Below are 23,031 nucleotides of genomic sequence, written 5' to 3'. Positions count from 1 at the left end.
CCCTCACGGGCCCGGGGGGCGCCCTGGCGTGCCCCGCTGGCGGTCCCTCCTGCTGGTACTCGTGTGCGTGCTCGGCGCGGTGTGGGCCGGTCCGGCCCAGCCGGCCGCCGCCCACGCCCAGCTCGTCTCCACCACCCCGGGCAACGGCGCCCGCCTCCCCGTCGCACCGACCGAACTCGCCCTGCGGTTCAGCGAGAGCGTCACGACGGTCGACGGGGGGATCCAACTGGTCGGCGGGCACGGCCCGGTCGCCCTCGCGGCACCGGCGCGGGTCGACCCCGCGATCCCCCAGCAGGTCGACATCCCCGTCCCGGCCGGCCTGGGGCCCGGGGCCTACACCGTGGTGTGGCGCGTGGTCTCCGGCGACTCGCACCCGATCCACGGGGCCTTCGCCTTCGCGGTCGGCGACGCGGACGTCGGCCCGCTGCCCGAGGCCGGCGCGCGGACCGACACCGACGGGGCGCTCGCCGCGGTGTTCGCACTCTTCCGCTGGCTCGGCTACCTCTCGACCGGGCTGCTGATCGGTGGCGCCGGTTTCCTCCTGCTGTGCTGGCCCGCCGGCCGGGCCCGGCCCCGGGTGCGCCGGATCCTCGGCGGCGCCTGGCTGGCCGCCCTGCTCTCGGCCCTCGGGGTGCTGCTCCTGCAGGGTCCGTACGCGAGTGGCGGCGGCCTCGCCGGCAGCGTCGATCCCGGCCTGCTCGGCGCCACCCTGCGGACCACCTACGGGCACTCCGTGCTGGCCCGGCTCGTGCTGCTCGTGCTGGTGGCGGCGCTCGGCCGGTGGCTGCTGCGCCGCCCGGACCGGGTCGCGCCGCGCTCGCTGCCGGCCGCCGCGGCCGTCCTGCTGCCGGTCGCCGGCCTGCCGTCGACCTGGCGGGGGACCGGCCACGCCAACGTGGCGCCCGGACCGCTGGCGCCGGTCGCCGACGCCCTGCACCTGACGGCCATGGCGCTGTGGCTCGGCGGCCTGGTCTTCCTGCTGCTGTGCGTGCTGCGCCGGACCGCCCCGGTGGCGGCGGACGAGGCCGGCGCCGTCCTGCGGCGCTTCGCCCGGGTGGCCGCCGGCTCCGTCCTCGTGCTGACGCTGACCGGCTTCTACCGGGCCTGGCGGGAGGTCGGTTCGGTGGCGGCCCTGACCGGCACGACGTACGGCACCCTGCTGGTCTTCAAGCTGGCGGTGCTGGGTGTCCTGCTCTGGCTCGGCGCGACCTCCCGCTCGGTGGTGCGCCGTCGGTTCGGGCGGACGGCAGGGGGGAGCGGCGGCCGGGGCCACGAACCCGCCCGCCGGCTGCTGCGCTGGTCGCTCGGGACCGAGATCGCCCTGGTCGCCGTCGTCCTGGCGCTGACCTCGGTGCTGGTCGCGACCCCGCCCGGGGCCCGGCCGGAGGCGGCCCAACCCTCGGTCCGCACCGTGGAGCTGACGATCCGCCAGGGTGATCGGGCTACGGTGCTGCTCGATCGGGCGCGGTCCGGCGCGAGCACGCTGACGGTGTCGCTGCGAACCGCCGGCGGGGCACCCTGGGAGGTGGCCGAGGCGTCGGTGGCGCTGGAGCTGCCCGGGGCGGGCATCAGCGCGCTGCCGGTGGAGCTGACGCCGCAGGGGCCCGGCGACTACGCGTCGCGGGCGCTGATCCTGCCGATGGCGGGCCGCTGGAAGGTCAGCCTGACGGTGCGCTGGTCGGACATCGACCAGGAGACGGTGGGGGGCGAGCTGCTCGTCGGTTGACCGGCGCGGGGCGCCCGGGGGCGGGGGCAACGCCCGCCCCCGGGCCCCGGACGCCCGCAGAGCGTCACTCTCCGTGGGTTAGGTGTCGCTCATAGGTGCGATTATCTGCGAACCTTGCCGGTCGGGGAGGGTGGTCATGCCCCGGGCTCACTGGGATTCCGGTCACAGGGGGTGAGTAGGGGTGTCAAGGCATGATCGCGCTTTCTAGGGTGAGCGGGACTCGCCCGACCGGAGCGACCGCGCCGCGAGAGGCGCGCCAAGTCCCGTGGGGTGAAGGCATATCGGCATCGTCGGTCGATGCGGCGTCGCAGGCGGTCGACGGCATCCCGTTCTCACGGAGGAACTCATGATCAGCAGGCGGACCATGCTCCGCGCCGGCGGCGGTCTGGCGCTGGCCGGCGCCTCGGCCCTCACCGTCGGCGCGGCCTCCAGCCCGGTGTGGGGCGCGAGCACCAGGGAGTGGAGCCGGCTGAGGAGACGACTGACGGGCAACGTCGTCCTTCCCTCGGACCCGGGCTACGACCTGGCCAAGCAGCTCCAGATCTCGGCCTACGACTCGATCAACCCGCAGGCCATCGTCTACGCCAAGAACGCCCAGGACGTGCGGGCGACGATCGAGTTCGCCCAGTACAACGACATCCCGATGCGCACCCGCAGCGGCGGGCACAACTTCTCCGGCTGGTCGACCGGTGAGGGCGTCGTCCTCGACGTCTCCTCGCTCAACCAGGCCGTGGTGACCGGCAACACGGTGCACGTCGGCCCCGGCGCCAAGGCGATCGACTACCTGATGGCGCTGTCGCCGTACAACAAGCAGACCGTGGCGGGCACCTGTCCGACCGTCTGCCCGGGCGGCTTCCTCAGCGGTGGCGGCGTCGGCTTCCAGACCCGGAAGTTCGGCATGGGCTCCGACCGCATGGTCTCGGCGAAGGTGGTCCTCGCCGACGGCCGGATCGTCACCACCTCGGAGACCGAGGAGCCGGCCCTCTTCTGGGGGCTGCGCGGTGGTGGCGGCGGCAACTTCGGTGTCGTGGTGGACTTCGAGGTGCGGCCGATCGACGCCCCGCGTCAGACCTACTTCAGCACCGTCTGGTCGTGGGACAAGGCCGCCGTGCTGTTCGAGGCCTGGCAGGACTCGCTGATCAGCGGTTCGCGCAGCCTTGGTTCCTCCTTCGTCTACGGCCAGATCCCGGACACCGGCCAGGGCAACGCCCCGTTCGTCGTCCTGACCGGCTGCTACCAGGGGCCGCAGGCCGAGCTGGAGACGATCCTGGCCGGCTTCGAGGCGGCGGCCGGCGCCAGGCCGCTGTACCGGGTCGTCCAGGAGGGCACCTTCGACGAGGCCCAGAAGAACGCCTACATCTGCGGCAACCTGAGCCAGGACCAGTGCCACCGGGTGGGGCAGACCCCCGGCGGCACGCTGGCCCGGACGCCGTGGCAGTCGGAGTCCTACCGGTTCGTCAACCGGAAGCTCACCGCCGGCGAGATCGGCGACCTGATGACCGGCTTCCTCTCGGACCCGCGGCCCACCCACCGCCGCTTCCTGCACTGCATCGGCCTGGGCGGCGCGGTGGCCGATCTGGGCCGGGCGGACACCGCCTTCGTCCACCGGGACGCGCTGTTCGTCACCGGCTTCGCGACCGAACTGGACAAGCCCGACCCGGAGAACATCTCGGCGGCGACCCGCTGGGCGCGGAACGGCGGCACCGTCCTGGACCGGATGAGCAGCGGTGCGTACGTGAACTTCCCGAGCACCACGCTCGACAACTGGAAGGACGCGTACTACCGGGAGAACTACGCCGATCTCCTCGGGGTGAAGTTCTGGTACGACCCGTCGAACTTCTTCCGTCACCCTCGCAGCATCGGCAGCTGACCGCAGGTCGGCGTGTGCGCAGGCCCAGGCCGGGTACTCCGGCCTGGGCGTTGCCGTGTCGGCGGCCGGCCGGACGGTCCTGCTCGTCCTATTGGTCCGATTCGGTGCCGGAAGGGCCCCGAACGGTCGCCGCGCAGTTCCGGCCGGAGGGTGGTCGCTTTTGTCATCACTGACCACCATTTTGTCGTTCGGAATGCGGGCGGAGCGTGTGATATAGCTCACCATGGGTGGCTGGACGGAGGGATGGCTGCCAGCATTATCCGGTGCATCTTTCATGATCGTCTTCTGAAAGAATTTGCTTCACTGGCGACGCCGTTGTGCAATCGACGGCGGGCGTTGCCATGCGCAGGGGCCATACCATGGGGGTGGCGAAACAGGGCCTGCGCGTAAACCGGGGGGTTTTGACATGCAGTTCAACTTGCTTGGGCCGCTCGAAGTCGTTCGCGGTGAATCGCCGGTGAATATCGGCGGGGTGAATCAGCGCGCGGTTCTCGGGTATTTGCTGCTGAATGCCAATCGGGTCGTTTCGGCCCGTCAGCTCATTCGCGCGGTGTGGGGGGAAAGCGGCCCGCCGACCGCCCGGAAGATGCTGCACAACGCGGTCGCCGGGCTCCGGGGAATTCTGCCCGCCGGTGACGGTGGGCCGGGGGCGCCGGCCCTGGTGACCCGGGCGCCCGGCTACGTCCTGCAGATCGACGTCGCGGCCATGGACATGACGGTGTTCCAGCGGCGCTGGAACCAGGGGCGGGCGGACCGCGCGGGCGGGAACTGCGAGCGCGCCGCGCTGATGCTCCAGGGGGCGCTGTCCCTCTGGCGCGGCCGGGTCCTCGCCGACCTGCTCGAAGTCGGCGTCGACTGGCCGGAGATGGCGGCGGTTCAGAAGACCTGGACGGCGGCGCTGGAGGACTACGTCGAGACGCTGCTGGCGATGGGACGCTACGACGAGATGATCGAGGTCCTTGAGGAGGCCGTCCGGGCCGAACCGCAGCGGGAACGGCTCTGCGGCTACCTGATGCTCGCGCTCTACCGCGGCGGCCGGCAGGCCGAGGCCCTCGCCCGGTACCGGGCCGTCCGTCATGCGCTGGTGGAGGACCTCGGGCTCGACCCGAGCCTCGAACTCCAGGAGCTCGAACGCGCGATCCTCGACCACGACCCCAAGCTGCTGACCGGCGGGCAGGTCGGGCCGGCGATCGGCGCCGCGCCGGTGGCCGCGCCGGCACACGGGGGGTTGAGCGCCATCGGCCGCGGCGGCGCGCAGGTCGTCCCGGCCCAGCGGACGGGGGAGGTGGGGGCGCCGGCCCGACCGCCCGCCCGACCGACCGCCCGGCCGTCCGCCGGGGTGGCGCTGCAGCGCAGCCAGGTCAGCGTGCTGCTGGTGGAGGCCGACGTGGCCGCGCCGACCGAGGCCGGCGGCCTGGGCGAGGCGGAGGCGGCGCACCGGGCGGTGACCGCGGCCGTGCTCCAGGAGGTGGAACGGCACGGCGGGATCGTCAACGCGGTGAGCGGGGGCGAGCGGCTGGCCCTGTTCGGCGCCGTCGAGCAGCGTGGGGACGACGCGGAGCGGGCGGTGCGGACGGCGTTGGCGATCCAGGACCGACTGGCCGGGCCGCCGTGCCGGAACCTGGAGGGCGCCGCCGCGCTGCGCGGTGTCCGGGCCGTGGTGGCGACCGGTGACGCGCTGGTGATCCGGCGGGACGAGAACGGCATGTGCCGGGCGCCGGTGGCGCTGGGGCCGATGGAGGAGACGGCCCGCCGGCTGCTGCCGTTCGTGCCGGTGGGCGGTGTGCGGGTGTGCGACTCCACCCAGGAGGCGCTGGAGAGCGCGACCGAGCGGTTCGCCGCCGATCACGAGGCCGCCGCGGTCTGGCCGGCCTCGGGGCCGTATCCCGGCTGCCCGGACTTCCTGCCCGCGGGACTGTTCTGACCGTCGGCCCCGGCCCCGGCCCCGGCCCCGGACGGTCGAGGCGGTAGGCGCGCGAGCGCGCGTACCGCCTCGACGCTGTCCGGGGGAGGACGGTCAGGAGACGGTCACCGGACCGAGCAGGGCCGACAGGTCGGACGGCGCGCCCAGGACGGCGTCCGGGTTCTCGGCGAGCAGGGCGTTCGCGTCGGTCGCGCCCCAGACCGCGGCGACCGCCAGTACCCCGGCCCCTCGGGCGCTGATCAGGTCGGTGACCGCGTCGCCGATCATCATCGCGGCACCGGCGGGTGCGCCCAGCAGGTCGAGGGCGTGCAGCACGATGTCCGGCGCCGGCTTGGGACGGGCGACCTCGTCCGAGCCGATCACGTGGTCGAACAGCGGCAGCAGGCCGAGCTGCTCCAGCAGGGAGCGGGCTCGGGGGCCGCTCTTGCCGGTGGCGACGGCGAGCCGGATGCCCCGCGCCCGCAGCTCGGTCAGCAACTCCGTCACACCGGGGAACACGGTCACCTCGTGCGCGAGGCGATAGCTCTCCCGGACGAACGGTTCCTCCAGAGCGAGCGGCAGTCCCATGATCCTCATGATGTCGGGGAAATATCGCCCCAGATGCTTGTTGTACTCCTCGAACGGGGCCGGACCGGGGCCGACGGCCTCCGCGTAGGCCACGGTGAACGCCTTGCGCATCACCGCGAAGCTGTCGACGAGTACACCGTCGAGGTCGAACACGACGGCCTCGATCGGACGGCCACCGGACCCAGTCAGAGCTCCGGGGTCGGGAACCAGATGGGTGTTCATGAGAATCGCTCCCTGTCGTGGGGTTGCGCCGGGCCGGCCGCCGGTCAGCGGTGGGACCGGGCGCTCTGGTAGAGCCGTTCGATGACGTCGATGGTCCGGCGGACCTCCTCGATCGCCCGGCCCCGGTTGGCCTTGTCGGCGAGCAGGGCCGGGACCTCGTCGAGCTGGCGGTCGTACTCGGAGCCGATCGGCGCCTGAGGGACCGTCAGATCCTCGGTCCGCCCGTTGCGCAGGAGGGTGAGCGTGGACCCGCCCTCGCGGTTGGGGCTGAAGCCGAAGGTGCACCGCAGGGTCGCCGTGCCGGCGCCGCCGTCGACGACGATCCGGGTGACGTCGCGCGGTTCGTGCGACGCCCAGCTCGCGCGGAGCGAGACCGAGACGCCGCCGTCGGTGAGCAGGAACCCGCGGGCGGTGTCCTCGACGTCGGTGACGCCGCCCCCGGGGGATTCCGCGCGGTCGCGCCAGGCGGCCCCGGACGCGGCGTGGGCGACGAAGTCGTCCGAGGTGGCGCCGACCACGTGGGCGAACTCCGCCGGCCCCAGCATCGGGGCCAGGGTGTCGAGCAGGTGCCAGCCGAGGTCCACCAGCGCCCCGCCGCCGGACGTGCTCTGCCGGGTGAACCAGCCGCCGGCGTCGGGCACTCCGCTGGCCCGGACCCAGGAGAGGTCGATGTGCCGGATCCGGCCCAGCGAGCCGACGACCTCGCGCAGGGCGCCGACGTCGGCCCGGTGGCGGGCCGCGCTGCCGGACAGCAGCATCGCGCCGCCGGCCCGTTCGGCCTCGGCGAGGCGGTCCGCCTCGGCGGAGTTCAGGCAGACCGGCTTCTCGACGAAGACCGGGATGCCGCGCTCCAGCAGGCGTGCCGCGACCGCGGTGTGCAGGTGGTTGGGCACCGCGACCACCGCGAGGTCGGTGGTCTCCGGGGAGAGCTGGTCGGGATCGGCGAGCACCGGCATCCGATCGGCGAGCGCCGCGGTCGCCACCGGGTTCGGGTCGACCGCCGCGACCGGCGTGAACGCCGGGTGGTCGAGGAGCCGGGGGAGCCAGATCTCCCGGCCGGCCCAACCGAGTCCGATGACCGCGACCCGCACCGGGCGGTCGGCGGTCGCGCCGGTCGCCCCGCTCACGCGGCGGCCAGCGTCTCGGCGACGATATCGGCGATCCGGTGCATCTGCTCCTCGCCGGCCAGCAGGGTCCGGTGGTGCAGCCAGACGCAGTCCTGGTAGATGGCCTCGGTGTTGGGGCAGCGGGCGGCGATCTGCTCGACGGTCTCGTCGGGGGCGCCGGTCTCCCAGAAGCCGTCGCTGCGGTAGATCGCGCGGAACGCCGCGAACGCCGGCAGGCCGGCCGCGATCAGCTGGTCCACCAGCGCGTTGCGGCGGTCCTCGTCGAGGCCGGGGATCCGGAACATGGCCATGTAGTGCGGGTTGCGGGTGACCCTGGGGTCCATCGACTGCGGCACCACGCCGTCGATCTGCGCGAGCAGCGAGGACAGCACCGGCCAGCGCGCCTCGCGGGTGTCGATCTGGCCGGGCAGCCGGCCGAGCTGGGCGCGCAGCACGCTCGCGGAGAACTCGTTCAGCCGGAAGTTGGACCCGGAGGTCTGGTGGAAGTAGCGGCGGTCGGTGGCGGGCCGGCCGCAGCTGTGCCGCAGGAAGCCGAGCTCGTACTGCTCGGCGGTGGGGAAGGTCACCGCGCCGCCCTCGCCGGCGGTCATCAGCTTGCCGTTCTGGAAGCTGAACGCGGCGACCGAGCCGAGCTCGCCGACCTTGCGGCCCTGCCACTGCGCGCCGTGCGCGTGGGCGGCGTCCTGGATCAGCGGGACGCCGGTGTCGGCGGAGATCTTCTCCAGCGCGTCCATGTCGGCGAGCTGACCGGCCATGTGCACCGGCATGATCGCCCGGGTCCGCGGGGTGATCGCCGCGGCGACCGCCTCCGGGGAGATGTTGTAGGTGTCCGCGTCCACGTCGACCGGGACGGCGACGGCGCCCAGCCGCTGGGCGGCCTGCGAGGAGGAGATGAAGGTGAAGGCGGGGACGATCACCTCGGTGCCCGGGCCCACGCCGAGGACCTGCAGGGCGAGCTCCAGTGCGTGGGTGCCGTTGGTGACGGCCAGGGCGTGCTCCGCACCGTGGAACGCGGCGAACTCGCGCTCGAAGCCGTTCACCTCGTCCCCGCCCATGCGCCACCACTGCCCCTGCTCCAGGGCGCGGATCAGACCGACCCGCTCGGCGTCGTCGAACTGGGGCCACACCGGGAAGTCCGGCAGCGGCCGGGAGTTCTCGCTCATGATTCACCATTTCCGGATAAGGGCCGACGGAATTCCTCGTCGGCGGCCAAAACGTTGTCCAAAGTACCTGACGGTGGTCGTTGCGTCAGTCCCCCTAGGTGCCCCCTAAATGCCCCCAGGGATGCGGCGGCAGGCCCGGATCCCCGGTTAATCGGCAAGGTCGGCTGCTATAACTTCGGCTAGCCGGCTCACCGCACTGGTGGAGCGTTTTACCGAGAGAGGCGGAGCCTTGAGCGAGATTCTTCTGCTGAACGGACCGAACCTGGGGATTCTGGGGCGCCGGGAGCCCGAGGTGTACGGCTCGGACACCCTGGCCGACATCGAGGCGATGGTCGCCGCCGAGGTCGCGGACCGGGGCTGGAAGGTGGTCTCCGTCCAGCGTGAGTCGGAGGGGGAGCTGATCCACGCGGTCCAGGACCACTACGGGACGGTCGGCGCGATCGTCAATCCCGGCGCGCTGATGATCGCCGGCTGGGGGCTGCGCGACGCCCTGGCCTCCTACCCGAACCCGTTCGTCGAGGTCCACCTGTCGAACGTGTGGGCCCGCGAGCAGTTCCGGCACGAGTCGGTGATCGCCCCGCTGGCCAGCGGCGTTATCGTCGGGCTCGGTGCGCTCGGCTACCGGCTGGCGGCCCGGGCGCTGCTGGCGAAGGTCCCCGCCTGAGCGGGGTCGTCACGGTGTGGGCGGAGCCGTCGAGTACGGCCGGTCCGCCTCTGGCGTGCGGGTCTGCGGGTCCGCGCGGTCGTCCGGGGGCGAAGTCGGCCCCGGGGCGGCCGCGCGCGTGCGCGATCAGACCGTCTGCAGGGCGCCGGACTCCAGCGCCGAGGGGTCCCGGTGGAGGAGGGTGCGCAGCGCGTCGGCCGACGCGGCCGAGATGCCCGGGGCGATGCCGAGCCGTCGGTGCGTCAGGTCCGCGTGGTCGAGCAGCAGGAAGTTGACGGGAGTCGCCCCCCCGGTGCGTTCGGCGGCGGTGAGGTCGGCCACGGCGCGGGTCCAGTCCGCGAACCCCGGCCGGGCGTACCAGCGGTCGACGGCCGCCCGCAGGTCCTCGGGGGTGACCTCTCCGGTGCCGGTCGGACCGCCGGTCGGCAGCCCGTCGCGCCAGTACTCGCGGCACTGGAACAGGAAGGCGCCGCGCTCCGGCGCCGGTACCAGCCGGACCAGTTCGGTGAGCTGGACCAGGGCGAACTCGGCCGCCGCGGGCTCGTCGAGGCGGCCGTCCCGCAGCAGTTCCAGCGCGAACTCGCTCGACCCGCGGGCCAGCTCCGCCGCCGCGTCCAGGGTGCGCCGGCTCTGGTACTTGGCCACCGGCGGGGCGAAGGTCTCCGGCCTGACCCGCCAACCGTGCTCGGCGGCCGTGCGGCGCAGCCGGAGGGTCAGCTCCGTCAGCAGGTTCTCGTCGCCGTGCAGCCAGACGCCGAGATGACGGGCGGCCCCGTCGGCGAGCCGCTCGAAGTGCCAGCGGCCGGCCGGGTCCGCCTGCCGGAGCTCCCCGACAGTCTCCCGCAACAGCGCCGGCGCGGTGTCGCCGGGATCGTGATCGGCGTTCTTCCCGTCTCCGGCGAGGATCCGGACAAAGACCCAACTTCGCGTCATCAGGCACCGCCTTGAATGGGTGAGGAATTGTGTTTCGAGTTTATGGGCGGAGCCTTCGCGATTTCAATTGACGGCCGCCCGGAGCGCCCCGGTACGAAATGTGTGGGGGTGGTCAGGGGGGTCCTGAGGGGGGCGCCGCAACGGTATTCGACTAACGTCGGCAGCAGCCGAAACCCAGTGAGGAGCAGCGATGAGTTCAGTGGCATCGGCCCGGGACGCCTGGATCCGGCGTTATCACCCGAAGGCGCCCGGCGGGATCCGGTTGGCGGTCCTGCCGCACGCCGGCGGCTCGGCCAGCTACTACTTCGCGCTCTCCGCCGCGCTGCCCGGCGGGGTCGAGGCCCTCTGCGTGCAGTACCCCGGCCGGCAGGACCGGCGGGGCGAGCCGGCGGTGACCGACCTGGAGCAGCTCGCCGACCAGGTCGCCGACGTCCTGGAGCCGCTGGCCGAGGGGCCGTTCGCGCTCTTCGGGCACAGCATGGGCGCCACCCTCGGCTTCGAGGTGGTCCGGCGGCTCGAACGGCGGGGCGCGGCGCCGCTCGCCCTGTTCGCCTCCGCCCGCCGGGGCCCCGCCGTCCTGCGCGAGGAGCGGGTGCACCTGCTCGACGACGACGGCCTCCTCGCCGAGGTCGCGGCGCTGAGCGGGACCGACGCGCGGCTGATGGCCGATCAGGAGATCCGGGACCTCCTGCTGCCGGCGATCCGGGCCGACTACACGGCGGTCGAGACCTACCGCTGTGCGCCGGACGCCCGGATCGGCTGCCCGACGGTGGCCCTGGTGGGCGACCGGGACCCCAGGGTCGGCCGGGACGACGCCCGGGCCTGGGGCCGGCAGACCGAGGGCGCCTTCTCGTTGGAGGTGTTCGACGGCGGGCACTTCTACGTCGCGGACCACGTCGAGGCGGTGGCCGGACTCGTCGGTCGGACGCTGTCGGCGCTGCACCCCCGGCCGGGGTGCCCCTGAGCGCCGCGCCCCCGGCCGGGCCCGCACGCCCCGGCCGCAGGCCGTACCGCCGAGGTCCCCGCCCCGCTCCGGGGCAGGGGCCTCGGCGTTGTGCGTGCGGCTCAGGAGCGCAGCATCTCGGCGACCAGGAAGGCCAGTTCGACCGACTGGCGGGTGTTCAGCCGGGGGTCGCACGCGGTCTCGTAGCGTTCCATCAGGTCCTCGTCGGAGATCTCCTGCGCGCCGCCGAGGCACTCGGTGACGTCCTCGCCGGTGAGCTCGACGTGGATGCCGCCGGGGTGGGTGCCGAGCGCCCGGTGCACCTCGAAGAAGCCCTGGACCTCGTCGACGATCCGGTCGAAGCTGCGGGTCTTGTACCCGGTCGGTGACTCGTGCGTGTTCCCGTGCATCGGGTCGCACTGCCAGATCACCTGGCGGCCGGTGGCGGTGACCGCCTCGACGATCGGCGGCAGCACGTCCCTGATCTTCCCGCTGCCCATCCGGCTGATCAGGGTCAGCCGGCCGGCCCGGGCCTGCGGGTCCAGCCGCTCGGCGTACTCGACCGCCTGCGCGGGGGAGGTGCCCGGGCCGATCTTGAGCCCGATCGGGTTGGCCAGCAGCTCGGCGAAGGCGATGTGCGCGCCGTCGAGCCGGCGGGTCCGCTCGCCGATCCACAGGAAGTGCGCGGAGACGTCGTAGAGCTTCCCCTGCTCGGCCCGGACCAGGGCCTGCTCGTAGTCCAGCAGCAGGGCCTCGTGGCCGGCGAAGACGTCGGTGGTGTGCAGGGCGCTGTGGTCCGCGCCGCACGCCGACATGAAGTCGAGCGCCCTGTCGATCTCGGCCGCCAGGGCCTCGTACCGGGCGCCGGCCGGCGTGATGGCGACGAAGTCCTTGTTCCAGTCGTGCACCTGGCGCAGGTCGGCCATCCCGGAACCGCCGGTGACGGCCCGCAGCAGGTTGAGCGCGGCGCCGGCGTGGGCGTAGGCCTGGAGCATCCGGCCCGGGTCGGCGACCCGGGCGCCCGGGGTCGGGAACAGCGAGTTGACGATGTCGCCCCGGTAGACCGGCAGGCCCAGCGAGTCCACCGCGTTGGAGCGCGGTTTGGCGTACTGCCCGGCGATCCGGCCGATCTTGACCACCGGCAGGCTGGCCGCGTAGGTCAGGATCACCGACATCTGCAGCAGGGTCCGCAGGTTGGCCCGGATGTGGGCCTCGGTGTTGCCGACGAAGGTCTCGGCGCAGTCGCCGCCCTGGAGCAGGAACGCCTCGCCGCGCGCGACCATCGCCAGCCGGTCGTTCAGCCGGTCGATCTCGGCGGGGGTGGTGAGCGGGGGCAGGCCGGAGAGCAGGCCGGTGACCCGGTGGACCTCGGACGGGTCGGGCCAGGCCGGTTGCTGCGCGGCGGGCAGGGCGAGCGCGGCGGCGAGGCGCTCGCGCAGCCGCGGCGGCAGGTTCGGTCCGGGCGCCGAGGACGGCTCGGACAGGTGGGGGTGGACGCTCAGCAGTGCCGCGGCGCCCGTGAAGTCGTTCACGAGGATGTGCTCCGATGATAGAGGTGACGGAAGTCGTGCGCAGGGGGCGTCGGGCCGGCTCACCGGATGCCGGCCGGGGCCGGAACATCCGGGCCGGACGGCGGCCGGGGACCGGGTGTCCCGGCCGACGGCGGCCGGGACAGCCGTGCCCCCGGCCGCCGTCGGCGGCTCAGCCGGCCTTGCTGGACTGACCCCAGAGGTCGGTCGGCAGGTCGCCGCGGTGCCTGATGTTCAGCTTGCGGTAGACCCGGGTGAGGTGCTGTTCGACGGTGCTCGCGGTGACGAAGAGCCGCCCGGCGATCTCCCGGTTGGTGTAGCCCATGACCGCCAGCGCGGCCACCCGGCGCTCCGACTCGGTCAGCGCCTCCAACCCGCCCGCGCCCACCGAGGTCGGGGTGAGGCCGGTGACGTCCGGCGGCAGCGACATCAGCTCGCGGGTGAGCGGCCGGGCTCCGCACACGTCCGCCACGTACAGGGCCTGGCGGAACAGCAGCCGGGCCCGGCGCCTGTCCCCGCGGGCGTACTGGGCCTGGCTGAAGTCGGCGAGCACCCGGGCGAGTTCGTACCGGTCCTCGCCGGCCTCCACCAGCTCCAGGGCCTCGTTCAGCAGCGTGATCCGGCGGGCCGCCGGACCGATCGAGGCGAGCAGCCGCAGGGCGGGACCCCTGGTCCGGGAGTCGTCCGCGCCAGGGCGGGCCAACTGGTCGTGGATCAGCTTGCGCGCCTGGTCCGGGTTCCCCAGCCTGAGCCACGCCTCGGCCGCGCCGGTCCGCCACGGGAACAGACCGGACACGTCGTACCCCCAGCCGCCGGTCAGCTCGCCGCAGGACAGGAAGTCGGCGATCGCGGCGTGGCAGTGGCCGGTGGCGAGCCGGTAGTGGCCCCGGGCGAACAGGTACGGCAGCCCGGCGTGGCTCTCGAACAGCGCCGCGGGCACCGCCTGGGCGACGTGCAGGCCGGCGCCCGTGAAGTCCCCGGTCCGGGTCTCGGCCAGGATCATCGCCGCGAGCGGATAGCCGATCGAAACCCCCCAGGCCTTCTCCGGCAGCCGCTCCAGCGCGGTGGCGGCCTCCCGCAGAGCGGTGGGGAAGTCCCCACCGACCAGCGCGACCGTCGACCGCAGCTGGGCGGCCCGGGCCGCCCTGGTCGGTCCGGCCGTCCGGTCGGTCAGCGCCCCGGCGAGGTCGAGGCCCTGCTCCGGTCCGACCGTCCGCCCGGCGGTCAGCAGCGTCAGCACGGCCAGCGTCACCGACTCGTCCACCCAGACGTCGGTCGGGTCGACGTACGGGCTGAGCAGTACCCGGCCGGCCTGCCCGACGACCTGGTGGCTCTGGCCCCGGGCGAGCGCCTCGGCCAGGCCGGCCGCGGCCTGCAGCTGCGGGGCGGTGTGCAGGCCCGGCAGCGGGATCGCCCGCCGCGGCGGCTGCCCGGGCTGCAACCGGTGCCTGACCAGGGCCGGGTGGGCGTAGCCGAGCCAGGACTCCAGGTCGCGCAGCTGCGCCGCCTCGTCCGGGCGGTGTTCGCCGGCCCGGGCCCGCAGCCGCTCCAGCACCTGACCGGCCTCGTCCCGGCGGCCGTGCCAGAGCAACTGCCGGATCAGCACGGCACAGTGCTGGACGTCGAGCAGCCCGCGGCAGGCGGCCGCCACCAGCGGCGTCAGGTGGGCGGCCGCGGTCGACGGGCTGAGCTGCCACTCCACCTGGGCCAGCCGGGCGCGGACCGCCGCCTGGGCGCGCTCGCCGGTGCGGCACTCCAGGGCCAGGGTCAGACAGGCCGCGGCGAACTCCAACTCACCGCCGACCAGCGACTGTTCGGCGGCGTCCACCAGCAGGTCGGCGGCCCACGGCCGGGCGGACCGGTCCTGGGCGGCCAGCAGGTGGCCGGCGACCCGGGCCGGCGGCGCGCCCTGCTCGTACCGCAACTCGGCGGCACGGCGGTGCAGTTCGGACAGCTGGGCGGCCTCGGTGAGGTCGCCCAGCACGGCTTCGCGGGCGGCGGGGTGGCGGAACTCCGCCCTGTTGAGCAGTCCGGCGGCGGTGAGCGTGTCGATCGCCCGGCCGACCTGATCCGCGCAGGCCCCGGTGAGCGCGGCGCAGTCCTCGGCGGAGCTGCCCTCGCCCAGGACGGCCAGACTACGGACGGTCGTCAGCAGGATCGGCTCGGCCCGGTGCAGGCAGGTCAGCAGCGCCCGGCCGTAGCCGGTGGCGCGGACCTCGCCGGCCGCCCGGTGGTCCTCGAACAGCGCGTGGGCCAGCAGCGGGTTGCCGCCGCTGGCGGCGGTGATCTCCGGCCCCAGCCGCCGCACCGCCGGCTCGTCGAGCGGCTCCGGGCCGCGGTGGTCCCGGTCCGGAGCGACGGTGGCCAGCACCCGCCGCCGCGTGCCCTCCGGTGCCCGGGTGGCCGCCAGCCGGTCCAGCAGCAACTCCTGGACCCCGGTCGCGGACAGCGGGTCCAGCTGCATCCGGACGGCGTGACTGTGGCTCAGCAGGTCGGCCCAGAACGGGAACTGCCGGCCGCCGGGCCCGGAGCCGTCGGTCACCGCGACGACCACCGGGGCGAGGCCTGTCCGGCGGACGAGGTGGAGCAGCCAGTCCAGGGACGCCGGGTCGGCGCACCGGACGTCGTCCACGGTCAGCAGCAGCGGCCGCTCGGCGGCGAGTTCGAGCACCGCCAGGGAGAGCCGGCCGAACGCGCGGGCCCGCTCCATCCCGGTCGCGTCGTCCGCGGGGCGGCCGCTCCCGGCGAGCAGCCGGGCCAGCTCGGCCGCCGGGCCGGGCGGGAACGGGGCGCGGTGCAGCAGCTGGTCGAGCATGCCGAAGGGCAGCTCCGCCTCGACCCGCGAGCAGGTGGCGCCGAGCACCTCGAAGCCGGCCTCGCCGGCCCGCCTCGCCATGGCGCCGAGCAGCGCGGTCCTGCCGGTCTTCATCGGGCCCTCGATCAGCAGCGCGCGCCCGGTACCGGCGACGGCGTCCCGGAGCAGGTGGTCGAAGGTCCGCAGATGGTCGTCTCGTTCCACAAGTCGAAGCACGTATCCCCCAAAACGTGATGGCAACCGCCGTGTCCGCACCTCCCCGATTCGTGCTTGCTTCGGTGCATCGCGGCACGGTCATGATTTGGCAGGCGAACCCATCACCGGCTAACTCCACACTCATCGCGGTGCCGGTCCGGTACCGCCGGGCCGTCCGTCCGGGGCCCGTCGGCGAACGCTGCGCACACGGAAGGACCGGCCGTCTCACCCGTGCGGGTGCGACGGCCGGTCCGATGGGTCGTCAGTGGGCGGTGCGGCCGGCCAGGCCGAAGAAGTCCGCGTACAGCGCGAGCTGCTGGTCCAGCATGTGGTTCCCGTGGTGCACCGGGAGGCCGAGGGCGGCCGCCGCGGTGAGCAGCCCGGTCTCCCGGGGTTTCATCACGATGTCGGCGACCAGCGCGCCCGGCGGCAGGCCGGCCGGGTCGAACGGCAGCGGGTCCCCGGGGCGCAGGCCCAGGGCGGTGGCGTTGACCGCGAGGTCGGCGGCGGCGAGGTCGGGCCGTTCGTCGGCGGTGACCCGCCCCGGCCAGTGGGCGGCGAGGCGGGTGACCAGGCCCTCCCGGCGTGACCGGTCGAGGTCGCAGACGGACAGCCGGGCGACCTCGGCCTCCAGCAGCGCGGCGGCGACCGCGCTGCCCGCGCCGCCGGCGCCGATCAGCGCCACCCGGCGGCCGCGCGGCTCGTGACCCCGGCGCCGCAGCCCCCGGACGAAGCCGGTGCCGTCGAAGTTCTCGGCGAACCACGTGCCGTCCGGCTCCCGGCGCAGCGCGTTGGCGCTGCCGGTGAGTTCGACGGTCCGGCTCACCCGGTCGGCGAACCGGCGGACCTCGATCTTGTGCGGGACGGTGATCAGCAGGCCGTCCAGGTTGGCGGCCCGTTGCAGGCCGGTGACCACCTCGGCCAGCCGCCCGGCCGGGGCGTGCACCGGCACCAGGACGGCGTCGATGCCGTGTTCCGCGAAGTACGGGTTGAGCAGGGCCGGGGCGCGGACCTGGGAGACCGGATCCCCCAGTACCGCGAACAGCCGGGTGGTGCCACTGATCCGTGCGTGCTCGGTCATCTGTCCTCCGCAGCGTTCCGACGAGGGGCTCAGGCGTCGGCGCGCGGCATCGAGTCGAGTGTCGCGGCCACCACGTCCGCCGGGATGCCGGACACCAGCTCCGCGCCGGCCGGGCCGTCCAGTACGAAGGCGAGGCCGTCGGTGGCCTTCTTGTCCAGCCGCATCAGCGCGATCAGCTCGCCGGTGCCGGGCCCGGCCGGCAGTTCGGTCGGCAGGCCGTAGTGCCGGACCACGTCGAGGTGTTCGGTCACCCGGCGCTCCGGGATCCGCCCGAGCGCGCCGGCCAGCCGGCCCGCGAACACGGTGCCGATCGCCACCCCCTCACCGTGCCGCAGCCGGAAGTCGGTGGCCCGCTCCAGCGCGTGCCCCAGGGTGTGGCCGTAGTTGAGCAGATGCCGCAGACCGGTGTCCCGCTCGTCGGCGCTGACGATCTGGGCCTTGCGTGCGACGCTCGCCGCGATCTGGTCGGCCAGCGGCAGGTCACGCAGGTCGCCGGCCCCGATGAAGTGGCAACGGGCGATCTCCCCGTACCCGTTGACCCACTCGCGGCGCGGCAGGGTGGTCAGGTAGTCGGTGTCGCACAGCACCGCCCGGGGCTGCCAGTACGCGCCCACCAGGTTCTTGCCGTGCGGCAGGTTCACCGCGGTCTTGCCACCCACGCTGGCGTCGACCTGGGCGAGCAGCGAGGTCGGCAGGTGAACCACCGGTATGCCGCGGTGGTAGAGCGCCGCCGCCAGTCCGACCGCGTCGGTGGTCGTCCCGCCGCCGCACGAGACCACTGCGTCGGACCTGGTCAGCCCGGCGTCCGCGAAGCGGCGGCAGAGCTCCTCCACCCAGGAGAGGTTCTTGTCCCGCTCTCCGTCGCGGGCCCGGACCAGGGTGGACGGGACGCCCGGGTCCGGGGTCTCCTGCGGCGGCCGGGCCGAGACGACCACCACCTGCCGCGCGCCGATCCCGGCGATCACCTCGGCCAGGTCGTGCCGGACCCCGGCTCCGATCCGGACCTCGTAGGAGCGTTCGCCCAGCGCGACGGCGATCCGACGGGTGTCGGTCGCCGACTGCTGCACGGGGGTACCGGTCATCGATCTCAGCTCCGCTTCAACGACGTGGCCAGGACCTCGTGGCCAGGGCCTCGAAGCCTAGGGCGTACGCCGTCGCCGCGATGCTCCCCGGCACCGGAGAACGCGCAAGTGAGGGATCGGTAGGGGGGTTGATAGGGGATTGGGTCCGGCTGTTCGCCAGCAGACTTGTCGGCGGCGCGAGGTGTTCCCGCCGCCTTCCACACCCGGCATCGGCCCCTCGGCCGGCCCCACGTCTCCGCGACTCCCGCCCGAAAGGCATGCGACATGCTGCGCACCGAGCTGATCCGGCCGCTACCCGAGCTGCTGCGGGCGAACGCCGCCCGTTTCGGCGACAAGGTGGCGTTCCACGACGCCCACCGCAGCGTGAGCTACGCCGAGCTGGAGCGGCGCACCGGCCGCCTCGCCGGGCACCTGGCCGGCCTGCGCCTGCAGCCCGGCGACCGGGCCGCGATCCTGCTCGGCAACCGGGTCGAGATGATCGAGAGCTACCTGGCGATCACCCGCGCCAGCGCGGTCGGCGTGCCGATCAACCCGCGGGTCACCGAGCCGGAGCTGGCGTACCTGCTGGACGACAGCGGCGCCCGCCTGGTGATCACCGACGCGGCCCACCTCGACCTGCTCGACGCGCTGCTGCCCGAGCGGGCCGGCCTGAAGGTGGTCGTGGTCGACGGCCTCACCGTCCCCGACGGTGCCCCGGCCGGCGCGGTCGCGTACGAGGTGCTGGCGGGCACCGAGCCGGCCGTCCCGGCGCGCGACGACCTCGCCCTCGACGACCCGGCCTGGATGCTCTACACCTCGGGCACCACCGGCCGGCCGAAGGGCGTGCTCTCCACCCAGCGCAGCTGCCTCTGGTCGGTGGCCGCCTGCTACGTGCCGGTGCCCGGCCTGTCCGCCGACGATCGGGTGCTCTGGCCGCTGCCGCTCTTCCACAGCCTGGCGCACATCTTCTGCGTGCTCGGCGTCACCGCGGTCGGCGCGACCGCGCGCATCGTCGACGGTTTCGACGCCGACGAGGTCCTCAGGGCGATCCGCGAGGACGGCTCGACCTTCCTCGCCGGCGTGCCGACCATGTACCACTACCTTGTCCAGGCTGCCCGTGAAAGCGGTTTCGTGGCACCGGAGTTGAGGATGTGCCTGGTCGGCGGCGCGATCACCACCGCGGCCCTGCGGCGCTCCTTCGAGGAGGTCTTCGGGGCGCCGCTGCTCGACGCCTACGGCTCCACCGAGACCTGCGGCTCGATCACCATCAACTGGCCGACCGGCGCCCGGGTCGACGGCTCCTGCGGCCTGCCCGTGCCGGGCCTCGGCGTGCGGCTGGTCCACCCCGAGACCGGCGTCGACGTCGCCGCCGGCGAGCAGGGCGAGGTCTGGGTGAAGGGCCCGAGCGTGATGCGCGGCTACCACAACCGGCCCGAGGAGACCGCCGCCGCCTTCAAGGACGGCTGGTTCCGCACCGGCGACCTCGCCCGGCGCGACGAGGCGGGCTACTTCACCGTCACCGGCCGGATCAAGGAGCTGATCATCCGGGGCGGCGAGAACATTCACCCCGGCGAGGTCGAGGAGGTCCTGCGCGGGGTCCGCGGTGTCGCGGACGTCGCGGTGGTCGGCAAGCAGCACGAGGTCCTCGGCGAGGTGCCGGTCGCGTTCCTGGTGCCCACCGCCGAGGGGTTCGACCCCGAGGAGCTGTTCGCGGCCTGCCGGGAGAAGCTCTCCTACTTCAAGGTCCCCGAGGAGCTGTACGAGATCGACCGGATCCCGCGTACCGCCTCGGGCAAGATCACCCGGCATGTGCTGCTGGACCTGCCGGCGCGTCAGCGGGCGAGCAGCAGCAGCCACTACGAGACGCTGTTCCGGCTCGACTGGATCCCGATGCCGTCGGTGCAGGCCCGCCCGGCCGCGCCCGGCCGCTGGGCGGTCGCCGGACCGGACGCCGTCGCCGTCGCCGAGGAGCTGCGGCCGCACGGCTGCGAGGCCGAGGCCGTCGCGGACCTCGCCGGGCTGCGGGCCGCGGTGGCCGCAGGCGCCCCGGCGCCCGAGGTCGCGGTGCTCACCGTGCGCACGGGCGTCCGGACCGCCGGACACCTCGCCGAGAACTCCCAGCACGTCCTGCGCGTCCTGGCCGAGCAGCTCGCCGACTGGCTCGCCGACCAGGGGGTCGCCGACACCCGGCTGGCGGTGGTCACCCGGCGGGCCGTCGCCGTCTCCGCCGACCCCGCCGAGCAGGGCGCCCGCGACCTCGTCCAGGCCCCGCTCTGGGGCGCGCTGCGCTCACTGCAGAACGAGCACCCGGACCGCCTCGTGCTGGTCGACCTGGATGACGACGCCCAGTCGACCGCGATGCTGGCCGGGGTGCTGGCGGCCGGGGAGAGCCAGCTCGCCGTCCGCGAGGGCGTCACCCTGCTGCCCCGGCTGGCCCGGGTCTCGGTCCACGCCGACGCGACCGGCGGCGGGCTGCTCGACCCGCGCGGCACCGTGCTGATCACCGGCGCGGACCACCCGGCCGCCGCCGACCTCGCCCGCCACCTGACCGCCGCCCACGGTGCCCGCAAGCTGCTGCTGGTCAGCGGACACGGCCGGGCCGACCGGGCGGCCGCCCGGCTGCGCGCCGAACTGGCGGAGCTCGGCGCCACCGTCAAACTGGCCGCCTGCGACCTCGCCGACCGGGACGCGCTCGCCGCCCTGCTGGCCACCGTCCGGACGCCGCTGACCATGGTCGTGCACACGCCGGCCGAGCCGGCGGCCCCCGAGGACCGGTACCGCGCCGGCGTCACCGGCGCGCTCAATCTGCACGACCTCACCGCCGGCACCAGCCCCGTCCCGCTCGTCTTCAACTCCTCCGCCGACGGTGTGCTCGGCGCCAGCGGCCGGCTCCACCACGCCGCGCTCAGCGTCTTCCTCGACACCCTGGCCCAGCGCCGCCGTTCGCTCGGGCTGCCCGCGACCTCGCTGGCCTGGGGCCCGACCGGCCGCGCGGTCGACACCGACGCCTCGCGCGCCCCCGGCATCGGCAGTCTGACCACCCAGCAGGCGATGGCCGCCTTCGACGCCGCCCACCAGGTGGACGAGGCCTTGGTCGTCGCGTTCAAGCTGGACACGGTCGGCCTCGGCCGGGGCACCGTGCCCACCCTGCTGCGCGGCCTGATCGACACCCCGGCCCGGGCGGCCTCCCCCGACGAGGCGGCCACCCTCGAACTGGTGGCCGCGCTGACCGCGCTGCCGCCGGCGGACCGGCACCACCACCTGCTCGACCTGGTCCGCGCCGCCACCGCCGAGATCGGCGCCCTGGCCGGCGACGACGCCGTGGCGGCCGACCGGGCGTTCAAGGAGCTCGGCTTCACCTCGGTGACCGCCGTCGCACTGCGCAACCGGCTGGTCGAGGCGACCGGGCTCGCCCTCGCCGCGACCGCGGCCTTCGACCACCCGTCCCCCCGTGCGCTCGCCCGGCACCTGCACGACCGGTTGTTCGGCGCGCGGCGGACCACCGCCCGCACCACGGTGTCGGCCCTCGACGAGCCGATCGCGATCGTCGGGATGAGCGTCCGGCTGCCCGGCGGGGTGGAGTCGCCGGAGGACCTGTGGCGGCTGGTCGACGCGGGTGGCGACGCCGTCTCCGGCTTCCCGACCGACCGCGGCTGGGATCCGGACCTCTACGACCCCTCGCCGGACGCCCCCGGCAAGTCCTACACCCGCGACGGCGGCTTCCTCGACGGCGTGGCCGAGTTCGACGCCGAGTTCTTCGGGATCTCGCCGCGCGAGGCGCTGGCGATGGACCCGCAGCAGCGACTGATGCTGGAGGCCTCCTGGGAGGCGGTCGAGCGGGCCGGCATCGATCCGACCACCCTGCGCGGCAGCACCGCCGGCGTCTTCACCGGCCTGATGCACCACGACTACGCCGCCGGGCTCACCCGCGTCCCGGACGGCCTGGAGGGCTACCTCGGCATCGGTACGGCGGGCAGTGTGGTCTCCGGGCGGGTCTCCTACACGCTGGGCCTGGAGGGCCCGTCGGTGACGGTGGACACCGCGTGCTCGTCCTCGCTGGTGGCGGTGCACCTGGCGGTGCAGGCGCTGCGGCAGGGCGAGTGCTCGATGGCGTTGGCCGGCGGCGTCGCGGTGATGGCCACTCCCGGCGTCTTCGTGGAGTTCTCGCGGCAGCGTGGGTTGGCGGCGGACGGTCGGATCAAGGCGTTCGCGGGTGCGGCGGACGGGACGGCGTGGGCCGAGGGTGTGGGCGTGCTGGTGCTGGAGCGGTTGTCGGACGCGCGGCGCAACGGGCATCCGGTGTTGGCGGTGGTGCGTGGTTCGGCGGTCAATCAGGACGGTGCGTCCAATGGTCTGACGGCGCCGAACGGGCCGTCGCAGGAGCGGGTGATCCGGCAGGCGCTGGCGAACGCGCGGTTGACGGCGGCGGACGTCGACGCGGTGGAGGCGCACGGCACGGGGACGACGCTGGGTGATCCGATCGAGGCCCAGGCGCTGCTGGCGACCTATGGTCAGGAGCGTTCGGGGGGTGAGCCGCTGTGGTTGGGTTCGTTGAAGTCGAACATCGGGCATGCGCAGGCCGCCGCGGGTGTGGCGGGTGTGATCAAGATGGTGCAGGCGATGCGGCACGGTGTGCTGCCGAGGACCCTGCATGTGGACGAGCCGAGTCCGAAGGTGGACTGGTCGGCGGGCGCGGTCGAGTTGTTGACCGAGGCGCGTGCGTGGCCGCGGACCGGCCGCCCGCGCCGGGCCGGCGTCTCCTCGTTCGGTGTGAGTGGCACCAACGCCCACGTCATCCTTGAACAGATGCCGGATCCCGTGGTGGAGGAGCTTCCGGGTTCGGCGGTGGTCCCGGTGCGGGATGTCCCGTTGCCGTGGGTGGTGTCGGGCAGGTCGGTGGAGGCGCTGCGCGGTCAGGCGGCCCGGTTGGCGGCGTTCGTGGAGGCCGGGCCGGGGCTGGATCCGGTGGACGTGGGGTTGTCGCTGGCGGGTTCGCGCACCGTCTTCGAGGAGCGGGCGGTGGTGGTGGCGGCGGGCCGGGAGGGTCTGGTGGCGGGGCTGCGGCGGCTGGCCGCCGGGGGTTCCGGTTCGGGGGTGGTGACCGGTCGGCGTTCGGGCGGGAAGTTGGCGGTGTTGTTCACCGGGCAGGGCAGTCAGGTCCGGGACATGGGTCATGGCCTGTATACGTCGTTCCCGGTGTTCGCGGAGGCT

General features: G+C 74.1%; 14 protein-coding genes. 6 read left to right on the top strand and 8 right to left on the bottom strand.

The window, feature by feature from the left end; genetic code table 11:
* Positions 1-28: 28 nt before the first annotated feature.
* The 3 genes from ACFXHB_RS35090 to ACFXHB_RS35080 all read left to right on the top strand — a co-directional run bounded on the left by ACFXHB_RS35090 (position 29) and on the right by ACFXHB_RS35080 (position 5,520).
* On the top strand, positions 29-1,726 hold the full coding sequence (locus ACFXHB_RS35090; RefSeq protein WP_380579389.1) for a copper resistance CopC/CopD family protein: 1,698 nt from the start codon (positions 29-31) through the stop codon (positions 1,724-1,726).
* A 346-nt stretch (positions 1,727-2,072) separates the two neighbouring features.
* On the top strand, positions 2,073-3,596 hold the full coding sequence (locus ACFXHB_RS35085; protein ID WP_380579387.1) for an FAD-dependent oxidoreductase: 1,524 nt from the start codon (positions 2,073-2,075) through the stop codon (positions 3,594-3,596).
* 406 nt (positions 3,597-4,002) lie between these two features.
* Positions 4,003-5,520, top strand: coding sequence for a BTAD domain-containing putative transcriptional regulator (locus ACFXHB_RS35080; RefSeq protein ID WP_380579385.1), 1,518 nt, complete (start codon positions 4,003-4,005; stop codon positions 5,518-5,520).
* 93 nt (positions 5,521-5,613) lie between these two features.
* Here ACFXHB_RS35080 and ACFXHB_RS35075 read toward each other — a convergent pair whose 3' ends face one another.
* Genes ACFXHB_RS35075 through ACFXHB_RS35065 form a run of 3 tightly spaced genes read right to left on the bottom strand, consistent with a single transcriptional unit; the run spans position 5,614 to position 8,599 of the window.
* Positions 5,614-6,309 carry an HAD-IA family hydrolase gene (locus ACFXHB_RS35075; RefSeq protein WP_380579383.1) on the bottom strand — a complete coding sequence of 232 codons (696 nt, stop codon included), beginning with the start codon at positions 6,307-6,309 and terminating at the stop codon, positions 5,614-5,616.
* Between the two features lie 44 nt (positions 6,310-6,353).
* Complete coding sequence (locus ACFXHB_RS35070; protein ID WP_380579381.1) at positions 6,354-7,436, bottom strand: Gfo/Idh/MocA family protein; 1,083 nt, start codon at positions 7,434-7,436, stop codon at positions 6,354-6,356.
* Positions 7,433-8,599 (bottom strand): DegT/DnrJ/EryC1/StrS family aminotransferase, encoded by a 1,167-nt coding sequence (locus ACFXHB_RS35065; RefSeq protein ID WP_380579379.1) that lies wholly within the window; start codon positions 8,597-8,599, stop codon positions 7,433-7,435. The genes ACFXHB_RS35070 and ACFXHB_RS35065 overlap by 4 nt, the downstream gene beginning before the upstream one ends.
* 229 nt (positions 8,600-8,828) lie before the next feature.
* Between ACFXHB_RS35065 and ACFXHB_RS35060 the strand changes: the two genes are divergently transcribed.
* A complete protein-coding gene (locus ACFXHB_RS35060; protein ID WP_380579377.1) occupies positions 8,829-9,263 on the top strand; it encodes a type II 3-dehydroquinate dehydratase in 435 nt (144 codons plus the stop codon).
* A 126-nt stretch (positions 9,264-9,389) separates the two neighbouring features.
* Here the strand turns inward: ACFXHB_RS35060 and ACFXHB_RS35055 are convergent, their stop codons facing one another.
* Positions 9,390-10,196, bottom strand: coding sequence for a lantibiotic dehydratase C-terminal domain-containing protein (locus ACFXHB_RS35055; protein WP_380579375.1), 807 nt, complete (start codon positions 10,194-10,196; stop codon positions 9,390-9,392).
* A gap of 190 nt (positions 10,197-10,386) precedes the next feature.
* On the opposite strand from ACFXHB_RS35055, the gene ACFXHB_RS35050 reads away from it, so the two are divergent.
* Entirely contained in the window at positions 10,387-11,160 is a 774-nt protein-coding gene (locus ACFXHB_RS35050; RefSeq protein WP_380579373.1) for a thioesterase II family protein, read from the top strand.
* Between the two features lie 101 nt (positions 11,161-11,261).
* On the opposite strand, the gene ACFXHB_RS35045 is transcribed toward ACFXHB_RS35050, so the two are convergent.
* The 4 genes from ACFXHB_RS35045 to ACFXHB_RS35030 form a co-directional block, all read right to left on the bottom strand.
* Complete coding sequence (locus ACFXHB_RS35045; protein WP_380579411.1) at positions 11,262-12,578, bottom strand: class II 3-deoxy-7-phosphoheptulonate synthase; 1,317 nt, start codon at positions 12,576-12,578, stop codon at positions 11,262-11,264.
* Positions 12,579-12,840: 262 nt separating this feature from the next.
* A complete protein-coding gene (locus ACFXHB_RS35040; RefSeq protein WP_380579371.1) occupies positions 12,841-15,687 on the bottom strand; it encodes an AAA family ATPase in 2,847 nt (948 codons plus the stop codon).
* A 253-nt stretch (positions 15,688-15,940) separates the two neighbouring features.
* Entirely contained in the window at positions 15,941-16,759 is an 819-nt protein-coding gene (locus ACFXHB_RS35035) for a shikimate dehydrogenase family protein (protein WP_380579369.1), read from the bottom strand.
* Between the two features lie 29 nt (positions 16,760-16,788).
* Complete coding sequence (locus ACFXHB_RS35030; RefSeq protein ID WP_380579367.1) at positions 16,789-17,841, bottom strand: 3-dehydroquinate synthase family protein; 1,053 nt, start codon at positions 17,839-17,841, stop codon at positions 16,789-16,791.
* A gap of 264 nt (positions 17,842-18,105) precedes the next feature.
* Between ACFXHB_RS35030 and ACFXHB_RS35025 the strand changes: the two genes are divergently transcribed.
* On the top strand, positions 18,106-23,031 hold a 4,926-nt coding region (locus ACFXHB_RS35025; protein ID WP_380579365.1), incomplete at its 3' end, for a beta-ketoacyl synthase N-terminal-like domain-containing protein.

This window comes from Kitasatospora sp. NPDC059327 (genome assembly GCF_042752535.1).
Lineage (GTDB): Bacteria > Actinomycetota > Actinomycetes > Streptomycetales > Streptomycetaceae > Kitasatospora.
The sequence above is the reverse complement of the archived record's forward strand: the minus strand, read 5'-3'. Positions and strand labels throughout refer to the sequence as shown.